Genomic DNA, 16,331 nt, shown 5'->3' on the forward strand with positions numbered 1-16,331 from the left:
GTCCGCGCCGACGTCCAGCGCCGCCCCGACCAGCGCCGCCTCCGACGTCCGCACCCGGACCACCGCCCGCAGGCCGTGCGCCCGCGCGGCCATCAGCCCGGCACGCACCGTCTCCAGCCCGAACGGCCCGTGCTCCATGTCGATGATCACGAAATCGAGGCCGCTCAACGCGATGATCTCGATGATGTCGGCCGACGGGATGATGCTGAACGTGCCGAGGAGCCGCCGCCCCTCGGCCAGCAGGGACCGCAGCGACCGCGGGTCGCTCACCGGACCGCACCGGCCTCGCGCACGGCCGTCCGGAGGAGGGGTCCGATCTCGTCGGCGCTGTCCGCGCCGTAGCCCGAGGCCAGCATGGTGGTGAACCGGTCGGGGTCGAGCCGGTATCCCTGGGGCCCGGTCACCTCCAGCACCAGCGTGGCGATGGCGCATCCGATCTCGGCCGCCCGCTCCGGACCCAGACCCCACGCGATGCCGCACACGAAACCGGCCCGGAAACCGTCTCCGACGCCGGTCGGATCCACCTCTTTCTCGGTCAGGACGGCCGGCACGGCGATCCGCTGCCCGTCCGAGTCCTCGATCGAGACGCCGTCCCGTCCCCGCGTGGTGATCCACTGGCCGACGCGTCCCAGCACGTCCTGTTCGGACCAGCCGGTCTTCTGGCACAACAGCTCTCGTTCGTAGGCGTTGGTGAAGAGGTACCGGGCGCCGTCGACGAGCCGCCGGATGGCGGGCCCGTCCATGCGCGCCAGTTGCTGCGACGGGTCGGCGGCGAAGGGATACCCGTGCCGGCGGCACTCGTCGGTATGCCGCAGCATCGCGTCCGGGTCGTCCGGGGCGATCAGCACCAGGTCGACGCCCCCGAGCCGATCGGCCACCGGCCGCAGGTAGACCTCGCGCGCCTCGCTCATCGCCCCGGGGTAGAAGGTCGCGATCTGGTTCCCGACCGCGTCCGTCGTGCAGACGAAGCGCGCCGTGTACTGCTCCGCCGAGATCCGGACGAACGCGTTGTCGACTCCCTCGCTCTCCAGGTCGGCGCGGTAGTCGGCGAAGTCCGGACCGGCCGCGCCGGCGAGCACGGGCCGGTGGCCGAGCCGGGCCAGCCCGAGCGCGATGTTGGCTCCGGTACCGCCGCGGCGGACCGTCAGCCCGTCCGCGAGAAAGGACAACGAGACCTCATTCAGGTGGTCGGCGATCAGATGCTCCGCGAACCGTCCCGGAAAGGTCATCAGGTGGTCGAGCGCGATGGAACCTGTGATTACGACTCGCACGAATCTCGCTCCTTGGGTACGGGCATCCCAGAAAGGATGACCGGGTGCCCGGCGAGCGGACAATCTCGCAATGGTGGAACCCGGCGTTACACCTTTACGGGTACGCGCCATACGTCTTTGCGGGATTCCTGCGTCAGGATGCTCCGAATAGGCTGTGGCTGTTCGTCATTCTCCAAGGAAAGGGCGTTGAACAGCGATGACGGCTGACACTGAGCGGCGCGCCGAAGTCGGCCGCCGAGCGTTCGACCTTTTCGAGGGATATGCGGTGAGCAGTGTGCTGGCCGCGTTCGAGATGGCAGGCCTGCTCACCGGCCTGGAGAATGGCACGCTGACCCGGGCCGTGGTCAAGGACCGGGGCTCGGACGAGTCCGCGCTGCTCGGCGCCTCGCTCCGCTACCTCACTCAGCGCGGGCTCGTCGAGGAGAGCGGCGACGCGTTCACCCTCACGGAGTACGGGCGCGACGTCTGCCGGGACAAGGGCTACCTGGTCTGGCTCGTCGGCGGATACGGCGAGCCGCTGCGGCGGATGGACGCCTTCCTGAGCGGCGAGAAGCGGTACGGCGTCGACTATCCGCGCGACGGACGCTGGGTGGCGGACGGCGCGGCGATGCTCGGTCGCAAGGACGTCGTCCCGCACGCCCTGCGCCTGCTCGAGGGGGTCGAGTTCGATCATGCGGTCGACCTCGGCTGCGGGAACGCGAGATTCCTGCTGACCGTGTGCTCGCGCTTCGGCGCGAGCGGCACCGGCGTGGACATCAGCCCCGAAGCCTGCGCGGAGGCCGACAAGGCGGTGCGCGCGGCCGGCCTCACCGACAAGGTGCGGGTCGTCCGCGGTGACGCCGGCGACCTGTCCGCCATTCCGTCACTGGGCGAGACCCAGCTGATGATCACGTTCTTCCTGCTGCACGAGATCCTCGCCCAGGGCCGGGACGCGCTGGTGGCGTACCTGTCCGACATGGCCGAGCGGCTGCCGCAGGGCGCACGGCTGCTCATCGCCGAGGTGCGGCCGCCCGCCGCCGGTGAGAACCGTCCGTGGTTCACTCCGGAGTTCACCCTCGTGCACGCGCTGATGCGCCAGACGCTCCTGGACGCGAAGGGGTGGAGCGCGGCCCTGGCCGACGGCGGGTTCACCGTACGCGAGGTGCTCGAGGATGACATGCCGGGTGGCATCCTCATCCTCGCCGAGAGGACGCGATGATGGCCGGCACCCCGACCGGCGACGTCACGGCCGTCGACATCGAGGCGATCGTCGGCGCGCTCGACCGTGCCTGGGAGGAGCGGCACACCATCCGGCCGCTCAGCGAGACGACCGACCTCGACTCGCCGGCCGTCGCCTACCACATCCAGACCCGCTGGTCCGAGCTGCGGGCCGAGCGCGGTGAGCGGGTGCTGGGCCACAAGATCGGGCTGACCAGCCAGGCGATGCGGGACCAGATCGGGGTGGACGAACCCGACTACGGCCGACTCTGGGAGTCGCGCTTCTACCCCGCCCAGGCGGGCCGGTCGGGCGTCCCGGCCGAGGTGTTCCTGCAGCCGCGGGTCGAGGGCGAACTGGCGTTCCTGATCGGCAAGCCCCTGGACCGCGAGGACTGCACCGCCGAAGAGGCGCTGGCCGCGACGGACGCCGTCGCGGCGGCCGTCGAGGTGATCGACAGCCGGATCACCGACTGGCGGATCAAGCTCGTCGACACCATCGCGGACAACGCGTCCTACGGCGCCTTCACCCTCGGCCCCTGGAACGCGGCGTTGCGCGACGCCGACCTGCGCACGATCGGCATGCTCGTCCAGCAGAACGGCACCACGGAGGTCGAGGCGCTGGGCAGCGCGGTGCTCGGTCACCCGGCCGAGTCGGTCGCGTGGCTCGCCCGTACGCTCAACCGCCTGGGCACCAGCCTGCTCCCCGGCGACGTCGTACTCTCGGGGGCGCTCGGCCGATCGCTGCCCGCGGCGCGTGGCGACGAGTTCGTGGTCGAGACGCATGGCCTGGCGCCGCTGACGGTCGTGTTCGAGTGACCTTGGAGGGACGCGATGGACGACGCACGGCTCCGGGCGATGTTCGCCACCATCGACGCGATGGACTGGGACGCGCTGCCGGAGTTCTTCCACCCGGAGATCGTCTATGAACGGCCGGGATTCCCATCGCTCGACGGCCTCGACCGTGTCCTTCGCTTCTACCACGACGAGCGGAAGATCCTTGCCAGCGTGCACGACGTCGAGCACACGGTCGTCGAGGACGGAAGGGCCGCCGCCTGGGGACGCGTGAGCTGCGTGCTGCCCGGCGACACCCGCACCGAGGTCGGGTTCGCCGACATCTATGAGTTCGACGACGGGCTGATCCGGCTGCGGCGGACCCACTTCTTCGTCCCCAGCGTCTGAGGAGCCGCCCGGAACCCCGCCCGTCGCGCGCGGTGCGCGGCGGAGCGGGGGTTCCGGGCGGTCCGTCATCAGACGCCCGCCTGCCGGCCGGACAGCCGCAGGTCCAGTGTGATGTCGCCGTCCGCCAGCGAGACCCGCTCGGCGCCGTCGCCGCCGGGACCTCGCCGGATCTCGTCCGCGAGGACGTTCTGCCCGATGACGGTGGTGTGCGCGGTGAGCATGTCGGCGATCTCCCCGCGCGGGTCGGCGCCGACGTCGACCGTCATCGTGATGCGGTCGGCGAAGCCGAGGCCACGGCGCTTGCGCAGGTCGTTGGTGAGCCGGACCAGCTCCCGGGCGAGGCCCTCCAGGCGCAGGTCGCGATCGATCGAGACGTCGAGCGCGACGCTGTGCCCGCCGTCGCGGCACACCTGCCAGCCGACGACCGGGATCTCGGCGATCTCCACGTGCTCGGCGTCCAGCGTGATCTCCTCGCCGTCCACAAGGACCGTGAACCGTCCCTCCTCGCGGACGGCGGTGGCGACGGCCTCCGGGTCGGCCTCCCGGACGGCCGCCGCGACCAGCTGTGTCCGTTTGCCGAACTTCGCGCCGAGGGCGCGGAACACCGGTTTGATCGCGTGCGACACCGGCTCGGCCCGGCCGCCCCCGGTCAGCTCGAGTTCCTTGACGTTGAGCTCGGTCGCGATGACGCCGCGGACGTCGTCGAAGCGGTCGTGGAGTTCGGCCGGCAGCGTGACGATCGCGCGCCGCAGCGGCTGGCGGACGCCGATGCCGGAGTTGCTGCGCGCCTCCCGGCCCAGCGTGACGAGCCGGCGCGCGGTGGCCATGGCCTCCCGCAGCCCGTCGTCCGACACGGCCGCGTCGGGCTCGGGGAAGTCGGTCAGGTGCACCGAGTCCGGGGCGGCCGGATCGACGCTGAGCACCAGGTTCCGGTAGAGGACCTCGGCCAGGAACGGCGTGATCGGCGCGAGCAGCCGGCTGAGGGTGGACAGACACGTGTGCAGGGTCGCGAAGGCCGCGGCGGAGTCCTCGGCCGGCGCCGCCGGGTCGGTGTTCCAGAACCGGTCCCTGCTGCACCGCACGTACCAGTTCGACAGGTCGGTGACGAAACCGGTGAGCCGCCGGCCGGCCGCCGTCACGTCGAAGCCGTCCATCGCCGCGTCGACCTCGGCGGTCACGTCGGCCAGCTCGGCGAGGATGTAGCGGTCGAGCACCGGACGCCGCTCGACCGGCGGCACGTCCTGGCCGGGCCGCCACTCCACGAGGCGGGCGTAGGTGACGAAGAAGTAGTAGGTGTTCCAGATCGTCAGCAGGACCCGGCGGATCGCCTCCTCCAGCGCCCGTTCGCCGACTCGCCGGGACTGCCAGGGGTTCCCCTCGACGAGGAGGACCCAGCGCAGGGCGTCCGCGCCGTAGGCGTCGACCAGCGCGAACGGGTCCAGGACGTTGCCCGCCGACTTGGACATCTTGCGTCCGTCGTCGTCCACGATGTGGCCGAGGCACAGCGACCGCCGGTAGGCGTTCTCGCCGAACAGCAGCGTGCCGACCGCCTGCAGGGAGTAGAACCACCCCCGGGTCTGGTCGATGGCCTCACAGATGTAGTCGGCGGGGTAGGACGCCTTGAAGCGCTCTTCGCTGCCGGGCACGTGCGGGTACCCGAACTGCGCGAACGGCATGGAGCCCGAGTCGTACCAGGCGTCGATGACCTCGGGGACCCGCGTCATGGTGCCGTCGCAGGACCCGCAGCCGAAGGTGATCTCGTCGACGTACGGGCGGTGCGGGTCGAGCCCGGACAGGTCGCGTCCGGCCAGCTCGCCGAGCTCGGCGCGGGATCCGACGGCCACCGTCCGGTCGCACCCCGAGCAGCGCCACAGCGGGAGCGGGGTGCCCCAGTAGCGCTCGCGGGACAGCGCCCAGTCGACGTTGTTGGCCAGCCAGTCACCGTACCGGCCGTCCCGGATGTGCGGCGGCCGCCAGTCGACGTCGGCGTTGCCGGCCAGGAGCTCGTCCCGGAGCCGGGTGGTCGCGATGAACCAGGACGGCTTGGCGTAGTACAGCAGCGGCGAGGAGCACCGCCAGCAGAAGGGGAACGAGTGCCGGTGCGTCCCCTCCTGCACCAGCAGGTCGTTGTCCCGGAGGAAGTCGATGATCGGCGCGTCCGCGTCGCGGATGAACATGCCGGCGTACGGGCCGACCCGGTCGTCGAACCGTCCCTCGGCGTCCACCGGCTTCACCGTGGGCATGCCGTTGGCACGGGCCACGCGCATGTCGTCCTCGCCGAACGCCGCGCCGGTGTGCACGATCCCGGTGCCCTGGTCGATCTCGACGAAGTCATCGATCACGACGAATCGCCAGGAGGCCGGGTCGCCGCCCGGATCGGCGGCCGAGCCGGGGCCGACGAAGTCGAAGGGCGCCTGGTAGCGGGCGCCCGCCAGCTCGTCGATCGCCACCTCGCGGATGATCTCCGCCGACTCGCCCAGGGCGACCTTGACGCGGTCGGCGGCGAGCACCACGAAGTGGTCACCGGCACGCCCGCCGCGAGCCAGGACGTACCGGATCTTGTCGCTGACGACCGCGGCCGTGGCGGGTACGAGCGTCCACGGCATCGTCGTCCACACCACGAGCGACACCTCGGCGTCCGGCTCGGGGAGGCCGGCGCCGCCGGGACCCAGCGGGCCGGAGAGCACCGGGAAGCGCACGAAGATGCTCGGGTCGTCGGTCTCCCGGTACCCCTGGGCGACCTCATGGTCCGACAGCGCGGTGCCACATCGCGGGCAGTACGGCACGACCCGCTGGTCCTGGTAGATCAGCCCGCGCTCGTACAGGGTCTTGAGCGACCACCAGACGCTCTCGACGTACTCGTCGCTCAGCGTCCAGTAGGCGTCCTCGGTGTCCACCCAGAAGCCGGTGCGCTCGGTGAGCCGCTGGAACTCGCCGACGTAGCGCGTCACCGACTCCCGGCAGCGGGCGTTGAAGGCCGCGACGCCGTACTCCTCGATCTGCGTCTTGCGCGTCAGCCCGAGCTCGCGCTCCACCTCCAGCTCGACCGGGATCCCGTGACAGTCCCAGCCGGCCTTACGAGGCACGGCCTGGCCCTTCATCGTGCGGTAGCGAGGAAAGACGTCCTTGAACACCCGGGCCTCGACGTGGTGAACGCCGGGCCGCCCGTTGGCGGTCGGCGGGCCGTCGTAGAACCGGAAAAGAGTGCCCCCGGCGGTCCGGTCCAGGGACCTGCGGAACACGCCTTCGTCATTCCAGCGCCGAAGGACTTCTTCCTCCAGCTTCGGTAGCTCGGGCCGCTGGGGGACCGGGTCGAACGTCACAAGTCTCCTCCGTGTGTGGGATCGATCGATGGCCGGCGGATCAGCGGGTGAAGGCGGATCGGCCGGTGATGCTGCGGCCCAGTATGAGCTTTTGGATGTCCTGGGTTCCCTCGTATGTGTAAAGGGCCTCGATGTCGGCGTGGTGGCGGGCCACGTGCCGGTCGATCAGGAGCCCGTCGCCGCCGAGGATGTCGCGCGCGTCCAGGACGATCTGGCGGGCGGCGGCCGCGGTGTGCAGCTTGGCGGCCGACGCCTGCGCGAGGGTCGCCCTGCCCTCCTCTTCCAGGCGGGTCAGCCGCCAGCACATCAGCCGCATGCTCGTGAGGTCGGCGAGCATCCGCGCCAGCTTGGCCTGCACGAGCTGGAAGTCGGCCAGCGGATGGCCGAACTGCCGCCGCTCCATCGCATGGGCCACCGCGACCTCGTACGCGGCCACGGCGTGCCCGAGCGCCTCCCAGCAGACGTCCTGGCGGGCCTTGAGCATCAGCGGGGAAATCGCGCGCCACGACGTCGCCTCGCTCAGGCGGTTCTCGGCGGGCACCCGCACGCCGGTCAGCGAGATCTCGGCGTGCGCCGCCACCCGGCAGGCGGTCTTGCCGCGCATGGCCGACGCGGCGTACCCCTCCGCCGGGGTCTCCACGACGAAGCCGCCGACATCGCCCTCATCGTCGCGGGCCCAGACCACGACGACGTCGGCGAAGGTGCCATTGCCGATCCAGCGCTTGGCGCCCTCCAGGACGTACGCGTCGCCGTCGCGCCGCGCCCGCGTCTCCAGCGAGGAGACGTCCGACCCGTGCGCCGGCTCGGTCATCGCGAACGCGCCGATCGTCTCCATCGCGGCCAGCTTCGGCAGCCAGCGGGACCGCTGCTCGGCCGAGCCCAGCAGGCCGATGGACATCATGGCCAGGCTGTGGCCGACGAAGAAGACCCGCAGGCCGCCATCGGCGCGGGCCAGCTCGGCGGCGACGAGGCCTTCGGCGACCGGGCTCATCCCGGGGCAGCCGTCGCCTCGCAGCGCGCCTCCGGCGATCCGCAGGTCGCCCAGCCCGGGTACGAGCGTGAACGGGAACTCGGCGCGTTCCCAGTAGTCGTTGATGATCGGCAGCACCTGCTCGTCGACGAAGTGCCGCACCCGGTCGCGTACCTCGCGTTCGTCCGGAGTGAGCAGTTCGTCGACGAGGAAGAGATCCGTACGCGTGATGTCGTCACCGGCCGCCATGCTCCGACACTCCCTCGATCGTGTTCTGATCCTTCGACACGGGTGTTCCCGCGCTCAGCCCACCCGCCCGGCGCGGTCGGCGCGCTGTGTGTACAAGTAACCGATGTAGAGGACGACGCCGACGAGGAGCCACGCCGAGCCGATGGTCACTCCTGTGAAGCCGCTGGCGATGAGGAGACCCGCGCTACACGCGAATGCGAGGGGCACGAGGATCCGCGGCGCCGGCGTCGAGAACGCGGGGCGCTCGCCGGCGTTGTCGCGGCGCAGCCGGACCAGTGCCAGCAGGGGCGGGACGAAGTGAAGGACGTACAGGAAACCGCCGGTCGAGGAGGACATCGACACGGTGCCGACCAGCGCCACGCCCTCGATCAGGAGACCGTTGATCAGCACCGCGACCCAGGGGGATCCGGTACGGCGGCTCACCGCGGCGAACGGTGCGGGGAGCATCCGGTCCCGTGACATCGCGAAGACGGTGCGGGACGTCACCACGACGATGGCGTTCGCGGTCGCGGCGGTGGTCAGGAGGGCGCAGAACACGATGAGGTGCCGGGCGACGTCGCCGCCGAAGACGCCGGCGGCGTCGGCCAGTGGCGAGGTCGACGACCCGAGATGGTCCGAGGAAATGGTGCCCACCGCGACGAAGGCCACGATGAGGTAAAGGAAGAGCACGCCGGTCAGCGTCAGCATGATTGCGCGCGGCAGGTTGCGTTCGGGGTGCTTTATCTCTTCGCCGGCGGCGGCCACCATGTCGAATCCGCCGAATGACAGAAATGCCACGAGTGCGGCCAGGAAAACGCCATTGATTCCGTGCGGAGCGAATGGAGTCAGGTGGCTGAGACTAACGTGGGGAAGGCCCCAGAAAGAGAACCCGGCCAGCCCGATTATCGCCGCGGCGATGACCGCGGTCTGGACGCCTCCGGACACCTTGACGCCGAGGAGGTTCACCGCGATGCACGCGGCCACCAGGATCGCCGCGCCCGCCGTGGTGGGGAACCCGGTCGCGGCGTGGAGGTAGCCTCCGAAGCCGATCGTCACGTATCCGGACAGGAAAACGTAGGCGCCCCAGTAGATCCAGCCCATCAGGAATCCCCAGTGTGGGCCGAGGACCTGCCGGGCGAACGCGTACCCGCCGCCCGCCATCGGCAGCCGGCAGGCGAGTTCTGCGTAGGGGAGGGCGATGAAGAGAGAGGCTACGAAAGCTAAGGAAAACGCGATAAGGGCGGCAGGCCCGGCTTTCCCTCCGGCGACGCCTACGAGAACGAAGATGCCTCCACCGACGGTGCCCCCGATCCCGATCGCCACCGCTTCCTTGAGCCCCAGCTCTCGTCGCAACTCCGTCGTCGTCCGGCGCTGGGGCCGCCGATCCGCGTCTACTTCGGCCATGAATACTTCCTATCGCGACCAGAGGGGAGCTTTGTCCGCCTTAGGCTTTTCGGCGAGCAACTTTTTCTGCAAGCTCCTGTTAGAGTGTTTAAATGCTTGATGTGCGCCGCCTCTGGATCCTTCGCGAGGTATCGAGACGGGGCTCGTTCACCGCCGCGGCCCAGGCGCTGGCCTACACCCCATCCGCGATCTCGCAGCAGATCGCGGCGTTCGAGAGAGAGCTGGGCACGCGCCTGGTGGAGCGCGGCGCGCGTGGCGTCTCGCTCACCGAGCCGGGGCGGCTGCTCGTCAGCCAGGCGGAGTCGGTCTTCCATCAGCTCGACTCGATCGAGAAGGAACTGCGGGCGTTCGCCGGGCTGGAGTCCGGGCTGCTGCGGCTCGGCTGGTTCGCCACCGCCGGATCAACGCTGGTGGCACGGTCGATCGCCGCCTTCCGCGCTCGCTACCCGGGCATCGAGCTCGACCTGTTCCAGGGCGATCCGGACGAGTGTGTGGCCGGCCTGCGCGCCAACGAGATCAACCTCGCTCTCGTCTACCAGTTCGAGATGGAGCCTCCGCTCCCCGAGGACATCGAACAGCTGGATCTGGTCGACGACCCGCTTCACATCGGCCTCCCCCTCGGGCATCCGCTCGCGGATCGGGACAGCATCGGGCTCGCCGACCTGGCCGACGAGCCCTGGATCCAGGGAGTCCGGCACGGTTCGACCTTGGAGGTCCTGCCCGAGGCCTGCCACGAGGTGGGCTTCGAACCGGTGGTCGCGCTGCGGACCGATGACCGGACCGTGGTCGAGGGACTCGTCGCAGCGGGTGTGGGAGTGGCGCTGATACCCCAGCTCACCGTGCCCACGGTCCGAGCGGACGTCGTCGTGCGGCCGCTGGACGCCAAGGCGCTGTCGCGGAAGATCCGCGTCGCCCTGGCGCCCGGGTCGTACCGCTCGCCCGCCGCACTGGCGATGCTGGGCGTGCTCAAGAACGTCTGCGCCGAGCTGAAGGACGAGGCGGCCCGCCGGCTCGCGAGCGGATGAGGGCCCGTGCGGACGGGGCGCGGGCCCCATCCGCACGAACGGCGGGCGTAACCGGGTCATCCCGCCGGCAGCCAGGCCACGGCCCGGCCGGGCGCACCGGTGGCGCGCTCCACGTTCAGCGGCAGGAAGCAGAAGAACGCGCCACGCTGCGGGAGCCGGTCCAACCCGGTCAGGCACTCCACGTAGACGGCGCCCTCGCTCAGCCCCCGCACGTGCACCGCCTGGCCGCGGTCCCCGTGCGCCGGTCCCATGCTGGGCGCGTCGATGCCCACACAGCGGACACCGCGCTCCAGGAGCAGTTCGACGGTGTCCACTTCGGGCGCCGGCCAGGCGGGACGCCGCCCGGTCACGACGATGTCGTGCAGGTACGCCGCACCGGCCTCGCCGCGCTGGTAGTAGACGTCCCAGCCGGTGCGGAACAGGCACACGTCGCCGGGCTGGAACCGGCCGTGCTCCTCCTCCCACTCCGTGACGGTCCGGGGGTCGATGATCGGGCTACGGCCCGGCTCGTCGACGGTCCCCACGAGCGCGGACACGTCGACGACACCGGCCGGCCCCATGGGGAGCTCCAGCGGCACCCGGTCGATCGACACGGCCCCGGCCGGCCCCGCGTGCGGAAGTCCGGACCCCTCGGGGGGAATGAAGTGGCTGGGGGAGTCGAGGTGCGTCCCCGTGTGCTCGTCGATCGCCATCCACCGGGTCGCGTACGGCCCCGAGCGATTGATGACGCAGCCGCTCGGCTCGCTCCTGTTCTCGAACCAGTTCCACGTCTTGTGCTGGAACGGCTGATGGGTCGACCAGTAGCAGGGCAGGTCCTCGGCGATCAGCACGGACAGGTCGACGAGGACATGACCTCCCGTGAGCATCGGAGGCGCCGTCGCGGTCGAGCTGTCGGTCATCGGTCTCTCCCTCCGGATCAGTAGTGCTTCGGGTGCCGGAAGCCCCTGGGTTTGATGAGCCCCATCTCGATCGCCTTGTTGATGGCGTTCATGCGGGTCGTCACGTCGAGCTTCACGTACACATTCGTCAGGTGCCGCTTCACCGTTCCCTCGGTGATGAACAGCCGGGCGGCGATCTGCGCGTTGCTGAGCCCGGCCGAGACCGCCGTCAGCACCTCGAGCTCGCGCGGTGAGAGCGGGGACTCCGGTGGTTCTCGTAACCTGATCACCGTCTCCCGGGACACCGAGACGACGACGTGCTGATCGTCGTGCCGGGCACCCCGGATCGCGGCCAGCAGCGCCTCGCGAGTGGCACCCTTGATGACGTACGCCCGGGCTCCGGCGGCGAGCATCTTCTCGACGAGCCCGGGGTCGTCGTGCATGGTCAAAATGATCACACGGATGTCCGGGAGCTCGGTGACGATCTCCCGTACGGTCGCCTCCGCTCCCGGCCCCGGCATCTCGACGTCGAGCATGATCGCGTCGGGGTTCATCTTCCGGGCGATCGCCAGCAGCCCGCGGCCCGAGTCCGCTTCGCCGACGACCTCCAGATCCTTCTCCCGTGCCAGTATCTCCGCGATTCCCTCACGAAACAGCGTGTGGTCGTCCGCGATGAGCACCCGGATCCGCCTATCCCCCGTGTTCACGCCAGGCTCTCCGTAGCGGTATCCCGATGGTGACGCGAGTGCCGCAGCAGGGGCAGGAGGCGATGTCGAGCCGGCCGCCGACGCGGATGGTCCGCTCGCGCATCGAGACCAGTCCGACGCTTTTCGCGGGTGACAGCCGATGCGGTTCGAAGCCGCTTCCGTCGTCCTCCACGACCGCGTTGACCCAGTCACCGTCCGCCCGTACGTCGACCGCCACGCATTTGGCGCGTGCGTGGATGACCGCGTTGTACACCGCCTCCCGTACGACCAGGAACAGCTCGTCGTGCAGTTCGCGCGCGTCGCCCGACGCCGTCGTCCGTCCCTGGTCGGCGGGCTCGGCCGAGGCCCGGCAGACGCGGTCGGCCTTGCGATGTGCATCGTTCCAAGACTCGACCTTGCGAGGTGCATCGTTCCAAGGATGGGTGACGCGCTCGGCCATGACGCGGAGGCGGGCGGCGAGCCGCCGGACCTCCTCGAGCGTCTCCGCGGTGGACCTCTTCGCCTGCGCCAGGCGAGATCGCGCCGCCGGCTCGGTCGCCTCCCGCTCTAATTCCACCAATTCGAGGCTGTTGAGCACGGTGAGGACCGAGTGAGCGATCCGATCATGGAGGTCCCGGCTTAACTCCCGGAGCTCCTCGGTGCGGGTGAATCGATCTTCAACGACTTCAATGGAGGCCTCGGTTTTGCTGCTCGCGTGTGCGTTCATTCGTTCTCCAATGTGGAGAGAATTTCCCGGGCGTTCACGGGCATCGGCAGATTTCGCGACGAGGTCGTGTCCGGCTTGGCGGGGGCCAGGTGAATTGGCCACGTCCGGCCCGGACGCGGATGCCGCTTTTTCGATCTTGCTGTCGTCGGCTTCATTCCTCTGCCGATACGCTCGGGCGGCGGTGATGGTGATGCTCGGACCGTGCATGAACGCATCGCCTCATTGACGGATCTGTTGATTTCCGCGGACGGAGATCCGCTACTGCGGAATGTTTTAGTCTGACCTCGAAGAGTTAGGGGTTTACTCCGTGGTCAGGAGGACGGTTCCATATCAGCCTTTAGGTGTCAAGTCGTATGGCCTCCCGCAACGATAGATCCATTAGATAGGGCTGTAACCGGTGTTGTTGATGGTAAACAAGAAACTTCGCGGATCGAGTATTGTCCTCAATTCCCGGTTGGTAGGACCGAAAACACCTTTGACGGGCTGAGTCGATCTTCACCGCCGAGCCCCGGAATGGTGACCACGACGGCGTACCCGGCGACCTCCGCCCCGCTCCGGCGGACCAGTTCGTCGGCGGCCGCCATGGTGCCGCCGGTCGCCAGCACGTCGTCGACGATGATCACCCGCTCGCCCGGCCGTAGGACGTCGCGTTGGACCTGCAGCTCGGCGCTGCCGTACTCGAGGTCATAGCGCACCGACTCGACCGGTCCGGGCAGCTTGCCGCTCTTGCGGGCCAGGACCAGCGGCCTGCCGGCGTGGCAGGCCACCGCCGTTCCCACCACGAAACCCCGCGCCTCTATCGCCAGCACCCGGTCGAAGGCGCCGGCGAACGCGTCGCTCATCGCGCCGGCGAGTGCGCCGAGCAGGGCCGGTTGCGAGAAGACGGGACAAAGATCGAGAAAGGCGATGCCGGGCCGGGGAAAGTCCGGCACGGTCCGGATGCCGTCGCGGATCAGATCGGCGAGTCGCCGCCGGTCGGTCGGGGCCTCGGTGCTCACGCGTCGATCCCCGTCGCCTCGCGCAGATCCGCCACCCGGTCACAGCGTTCCCAGGTCATCTCCGGCTCCTCCCGGCCGAAGTGCCCGTAGACCGCGGTCTGGGCGTACTTCGGCCGCCGCAGGTCCAGGTCCGCGATGATGGCCGCCGGCCGCAGGTCGAAGACCTCGTTGATGGCGTCCTGGATCTGCTCGGTGGGGATCTTCTCCGTGCCGAAGCACTCGACGAAAAGGCCGACCGGCCGCGCCTTGCCGATCGCGTACGCGACCTGCACCTCGCACCGGCCGGCCAGCCCGGCCGCGACGACGTTCTTGGCCACCCAGCGCATGGCGTACGCCGCCGAGCGGTCGACCTTGGAGGGGTCCTTGCCGGAGAACGCGCCGCCCCCGTGCCGCGCCATGCCGCCATAGGTGTCGACGATGATCTTCCGGCCGGTCAGCCCGGCGTCGCCCATGGGACCCCCGACCTCGAATCGTCCCGTCGGGTTCACGAGGAGCCGGTAGTCATCGGTCGCCAGGTCGAGCGCGGCGATCTCCGGAGTGATCACGTGCTCGATGATGTCCGGAATGAGAAGCCCCTCCAGGGAGACGTCCGGGGCGTGCTGGGTGGAGACCACGACGGTGTCGAGGCGGACCGGAAGGTCGCCCTGGTAGGCCAGCGTGACCTGGGTCTTGCCGTCCGGGCGCAGGTACGGCACCGTGCCGTCGCGCCGCACCGCGGCGAGGCGCCGCGCGAGCCGGTGGGCTAGGGTCAGCGGGAACGGCATCAGCTCCGGGGTCTCCGAGCACGCGTAGCCGAACATCAGACCCTGGTCGCCCGCGCCCTGGCGGTCGAACTCATCGGTGCTCTCCGTACGGGCCTCGTAGGAGTTCTCGACGCCCTGCGCGATGTCCGCGGACTGCGCGCCGATCGACACCACGACGCCGCACGAGGCGCCGTCGAACCCCTTCGCGGACGAGTCGTATCCGATGTCCAGGATCTTCTTCCGGACGAGGGCCTCGACGTCGGGGAGCGTTCCGGAGACCTCGCCGGTGACGTGGACGAAGCCGGTGCTGATCAGCGTCTCGATCGCGGTACGGCTGTGCGGGTCCTTCTCCAGCATCGCGTCGACGACCGTGTCACTGATCTGGTCCGCGATCTTGTCGGGGTGGCCTTCGGCGACGGATTCCGAGGTGAACAGCCGATAGCTCATGACGGTCCTCCATTTCAGGTTCGTGTGTCGGATGTCGATCAGCCGGTGAGATGCCTGCCGATGAGCAGGTCCAGCCGCTCGCGCACCGCGGGCGGCACGGCGGCCCGGTCGGTGATGATCGCGTGCGCCAGGGCGTCCTGACATTCGCACGCGGAGTCGGCCGGAAGCTTCTCGATGAGGCGGACGATCGTCCGCTTCGCGGCGTCGGCATTGCGCGCCATGACAGTGGTGACCAGATCGGCGTCGACGGCCTCTTCGTCCGAACGCCAGCAGTCATAGTCGGTCACCAGTGCCAGTGCCGAATAACACAGCTCGGCCTCGCGCGCGAGCTTGGCCTCCGGAACGGCGGTCATGCCAATGATGTCCATTTTCAAGAATCGGTAGAGCTCCGATTCCGCACGCGTCGAGAATTGCGGTCCCTCGATGCAGATGTAGGTGCCACTGTCGTGCACCGTGGCGTCGGTCGCGCTGTGCGCCGCCGCCATGAGTTCCTCGCGCAGCCGGCCGCAGTACGGGTCGGCGACCGAGGTGTGCACGACGATCCCGTCATCGAAGAACGACTTCGGCCGGCCGCTCTTCGTCCAGTCCACGATCTGGTCCGGCACCACGAGGCTTCCCGGTTCGTACTCCTCGCGCAGGCTGCCGACGGCGCTGATGCTGATGACCTGGCGGGCGCCCAGTGCCTTCAGCGCGTAGATGTTGGCCTGGACGGGGATCTCGGTGGGGGAGAGGCGGTGACCCCGTCCGTGCCTCGGGACGAACGCCACCGAGCGCCCGCAGATCCGGCCGACGACCAGGTCGTCACTGGGCGACCCGAAGGGGGTCTCGACGTGGATCGTCTCGGCGTCCTCCAGCTCCGCCAATTCATACAGGCCGCTGCCGCCGATTATCCCTACTTCTACGCGTGCTTCGCTCATTTCGATATCAACCGCCTTTGTCTTCCGTCGGCCGCATTGCTTAGTCCCACGTGACGCCGCTGCGCCGAACATAACCCGATGCTTCAGTGGATAAATCCGCTGTTCGGAGAACACGTGTGCGACTTTGGTCGCAGCGTGATTACATCAATGGTGGTTATGCGAAAGATTGCCGCCCTACCTATTCTCGGGCTTCAAGGTACGTACAGAGGTCCCATCGCCCAAGCGAATGGAGAGCGGGTTGAGAAATTACGAGTACAAGGTGGCCGATCTGTCGCTGGCGGCGTTCGGCCGCAGGGAGATCCAGCTCGCCGAGCACGAGATGCCCGGTCTCATGGCCG

At 69.3% G+C, this 16,331-nt stretch carries 16 protein-coding genes; 5 read left to right on the forward strand and 11 right to left on the reverse strand.

Annotated elements, in window-relative coordinates:
- A partial coding sequence (locus tag ACFFNX_RS21265) for an aldolase/citrate lyase family protein (protein WP_378204855.1) occupies positions 1-270 on the reverse strand: 270 nt, incomplete at its 3' end.
- Positions 267-1,271: a carbohydrate kinase family protein gene (locus ACFFNX_RS21270; RefSeq protein ID WP_378204858.1), complete on the reverse strand. Its 1,005-nt coding sequence runs from the start codon at positions 1,269-1,271 to the stop codon at positions 267-269. The genes ACFFNX_RS21265 and ACFFNX_RS21270, both read right to left, overlap by 4 nt.
- 265 nt (positions 1,272-1,536) lie before the next feature.
- Between ACFFNX_RS21270 and ACFFNX_RS21275 the strand changes: the two genes are divergently transcribed.
- The 3 genes from ACFFNX_RS21275 to ACFFNX_RS21285 are packed head-to-tail and all read left to right on the forward strand — an operon-like array spanning position 1,537 to position 3,647.
- Positions 1,537-2,469 (forward strand): SAM-dependent methyltransferase, encoded by a 933-nt coding sequence (locus tag ACFFNX_RS21275; protein WP_378204861.1) that lies wholly within the window; start codon positions 1,537-1,539, stop codon positions 2,467-2,469.
- Positions 2,469-3,284: a 2-keto-4-pentenoate hydratase gene (locus ACFFNX_RS21280; RefSeq protein ID WP_378204865.1), complete on the forward strand. Its 816-nt coding sequence runs from the start codon at positions 2,469-2,471 to the stop codon at positions 3,282-3,284. Before ACFFNX_RS21275 ends, ACFFNX_RS21280 begins: the two co-directional genes overlap by 1 nt.
- A gap of 15 nt (positions 3,285-3,299) precedes the next feature.
- The gene (locus tag ACFFNX_RS21285) at positions 3,300-3,647 is read left to right on the forward strand and encodes a nuclear transport factor 2 family protein (RefSeq protein WP_378204868.1); all 348 of its coding nucleotides are present in this window, start codon (positions 3,300-3,302) and stop codon (positions 3,645-3,647) included.
- Between the two features lie 68 nt (positions 3,648-3,715).
- Here ACFFNX_RS21285 and ileS read toward each other — a convergent pair whose 3' ends face one another.
- From ileS to ACFFNX_RS21300, 3 genes are read right to left on the reverse strand one after another with little or no spacing between them, the layout of a single operon-like run.
- Positions 3,716-6,970 (reverse strand): isoleucine--tRNA ligase, encoded by a 3,255-nt coding sequence (gene ileS, locus ACFFNX_RS21290; protein WP_378204871.1) that lies wholly within the window; start codon positions 6,968-6,970, stop codon positions 3,716-3,718.
- Positions 6,971-7,010: 40 nt separating this feature from the next.
- Positions 7,011-8,189: an acyl-CoA dehydrogenase family protein gene (locus ACFFNX_RS21295; protein WP_378204874.1), complete on the reverse strand. Its 1,179-nt coding sequence runs from the start codon at positions 8,187-8,189 to the stop codon at positions 7,011-7,013.
- Between the two features lie 54 nt (positions 8,190-8,243).
- Positions 8,244-9,572, reverse strand: a complete 1,329-nt coding sequence (locus ACFFNX_RS21300) for an APC family permease (protein ID WP_378204877.1) — start codon at positions 9,570-9,572, stop codon at positions 8,244-8,246.
- A 92-nt stretch (positions 9,573-9,664) separates the two neighbouring features.
- Here ACFFNX_RS21300 and ACFFNX_RS21305 point away from each other — a divergent pair, with 92 nt between their 5' ends.
- Positions 9,665-10,597, forward strand: a complete 933-nt coding sequence (locus tag ACFFNX_RS21305) for a LysR family transcriptional regulator (protein WP_378204880.1) — start codon at positions 9,665-9,667, stop codon at positions 10,595-10,597.
- 56 nt (positions 10,598-10,653) lie between these two features.
- Here the strand turns inward: ACFFNX_RS21305 and ACFFNX_RS21310 are convergent, their stop codons facing one another.
- The 6 genes from ACFFNX_RS21310 to mtnP form a co-directional block, all read right to left on the reverse strand.
- Positions 10,654-11,496, reverse strand: coding sequence for a cyclase family protein (locus tag ACFFNX_RS21310; protein WP_378204884.1), 843 nt, complete (start codon positions 11,494-11,496; stop codon positions 10,654-10,656).
- Between the two features lie 17 nt (positions 11,497-11,513).
- Complete coding sequence (locus ACFFNX_RS21315; protein ID WP_378204887.1) at positions 11,514-12,182, reverse strand: response regulator transcription factor; 669 nt, start codon at positions 12,180-12,182, stop codon at positions 11,514-11,516.
- Positions 12,166-13,095 (reverse strand): sensor histidine kinase, encoded by a 930-nt coding sequence (locus ACFFNX_RS21320; RefSeq protein WP_378204890.1) that lies wholly within the window; start codon positions 13,093-13,095, stop codon positions 12,166-12,168. The genes ACFFNX_RS21315 and ACFFNX_RS21320 overlap by 17 nt, the downstream gene beginning before the upstream one ends.
- A gap of 236 nt (positions 13,096-13,331) precedes the next feature.
- Entirely contained in the window at positions 13,332-13,886 is a 555-nt protein-coding gene (locus ACFFNX_RS21325; protein ID WP_378204894.1) for an adenine phosphoribosyltransferase, read from the reverse strand.
- On the reverse strand, positions 13,883-15,076 hold the full coding sequence (gene metK, locus ACFFNX_RS21330; protein WP_378204897.1) for a methionine adenosyltransferase: 1,194 nt from the start codon (positions 15,074-15,076) through the stop codon (positions 13,883-13,885). Before metK ends, ACFFNX_RS21325 begins: the two co-directional genes overlap by 4 nt.
- 38 nt (positions 15,077-15,114) lie before the next feature.
- Positions 15,115-16,107, reverse strand: coding sequence for an S-methyl-5'-thioadenosine phosphorylase (gene mtnP / locus ACFFNX_RS21335; protein ID WP_378204900.1), 993 nt, complete (start codon positions 16,105-16,107; stop codon positions 15,115-15,117).
- A gap of 112 nt (positions 16,108-16,219) precedes the next feature.
- Between mtnP and ACFFNX_RS21340 the strand changes: the two genes are divergently transcribed.
- Positions 16,220-16,331: adenosylhomocysteinase (locus ACFFNX_RS21340; RefSeq protein WP_378204903.1), on the forward strand; the 112-nt coding region annotated here is incomplete at its 3' end.

It is taken from the genome of Actinoallomurus acaciae, from assembly GCF_042429965.1.
In the GTDB taxonomy this organism is placed as follows: domain Bacteria; phylum Actinomycetota; class Actinomycetes; order Streptosporangiales; family Streptosporangiaceae; genus Actinoallomurus; species Actinoallomurus acaciae.

Coding starts and splice junctions, on each gene's coding strand:
- ACFFNX_RS21280 (WP_378204865.1), top strand. CDS start 2,469: ATGGCCGGCACCCCGACCGGCGACGTCACGGCCGTCGACATCGAGGCG.
- ACFFNX_RS21285 (WP_378204868.1), top strand. CDS start 3,300: ATGGACGACGCACGGCTCCGGGCGATGTTCGCCACCATCGACGCGATG.
- ACFFNX_RS21295 (WP_378204874.1), bottom strand. CDS start 8,189: ATGGCGGCCGGTGACGACATCACGCGTACGGATCTCTTCCTCGTCGAC.
- ACFFNX_RS21300 (WP_378204877.1), bottom strand. CDS start 9,572: ATGGCCGAAGTAGACGCGGATCGGCGGCCCCAGCGCCGGACGACGACG.
- ACFFNX_RS21305 (WP_378204880.1), top strand. CDS start 9,665: ATGCTTGATGTGCGCCGCCTCTGGATCCTTCGCGAGGTATCGAGACGG.
- ACFFNX_RS21310 (WP_378204884.1), bottom strand. CDS start 11,496: ATGACCGACAGCTCGACCGCGACGGCGCCTCCGATGCTCACGGGAGGT.
- ACFFNX_RS21320 (WP_378204890.1), bottom strand. CDS start 13,095: ATGCACGGTCCGAGCATCACCATCACCGCCGCCCGAGCGTATCGGCAG.
- metK (WP_378204897.1), bottom strand. CDS start 15,076: ATGAGCTATCGGCTGTTCACCTCGGAATCCGTCGCCGAAGGCCACCCC.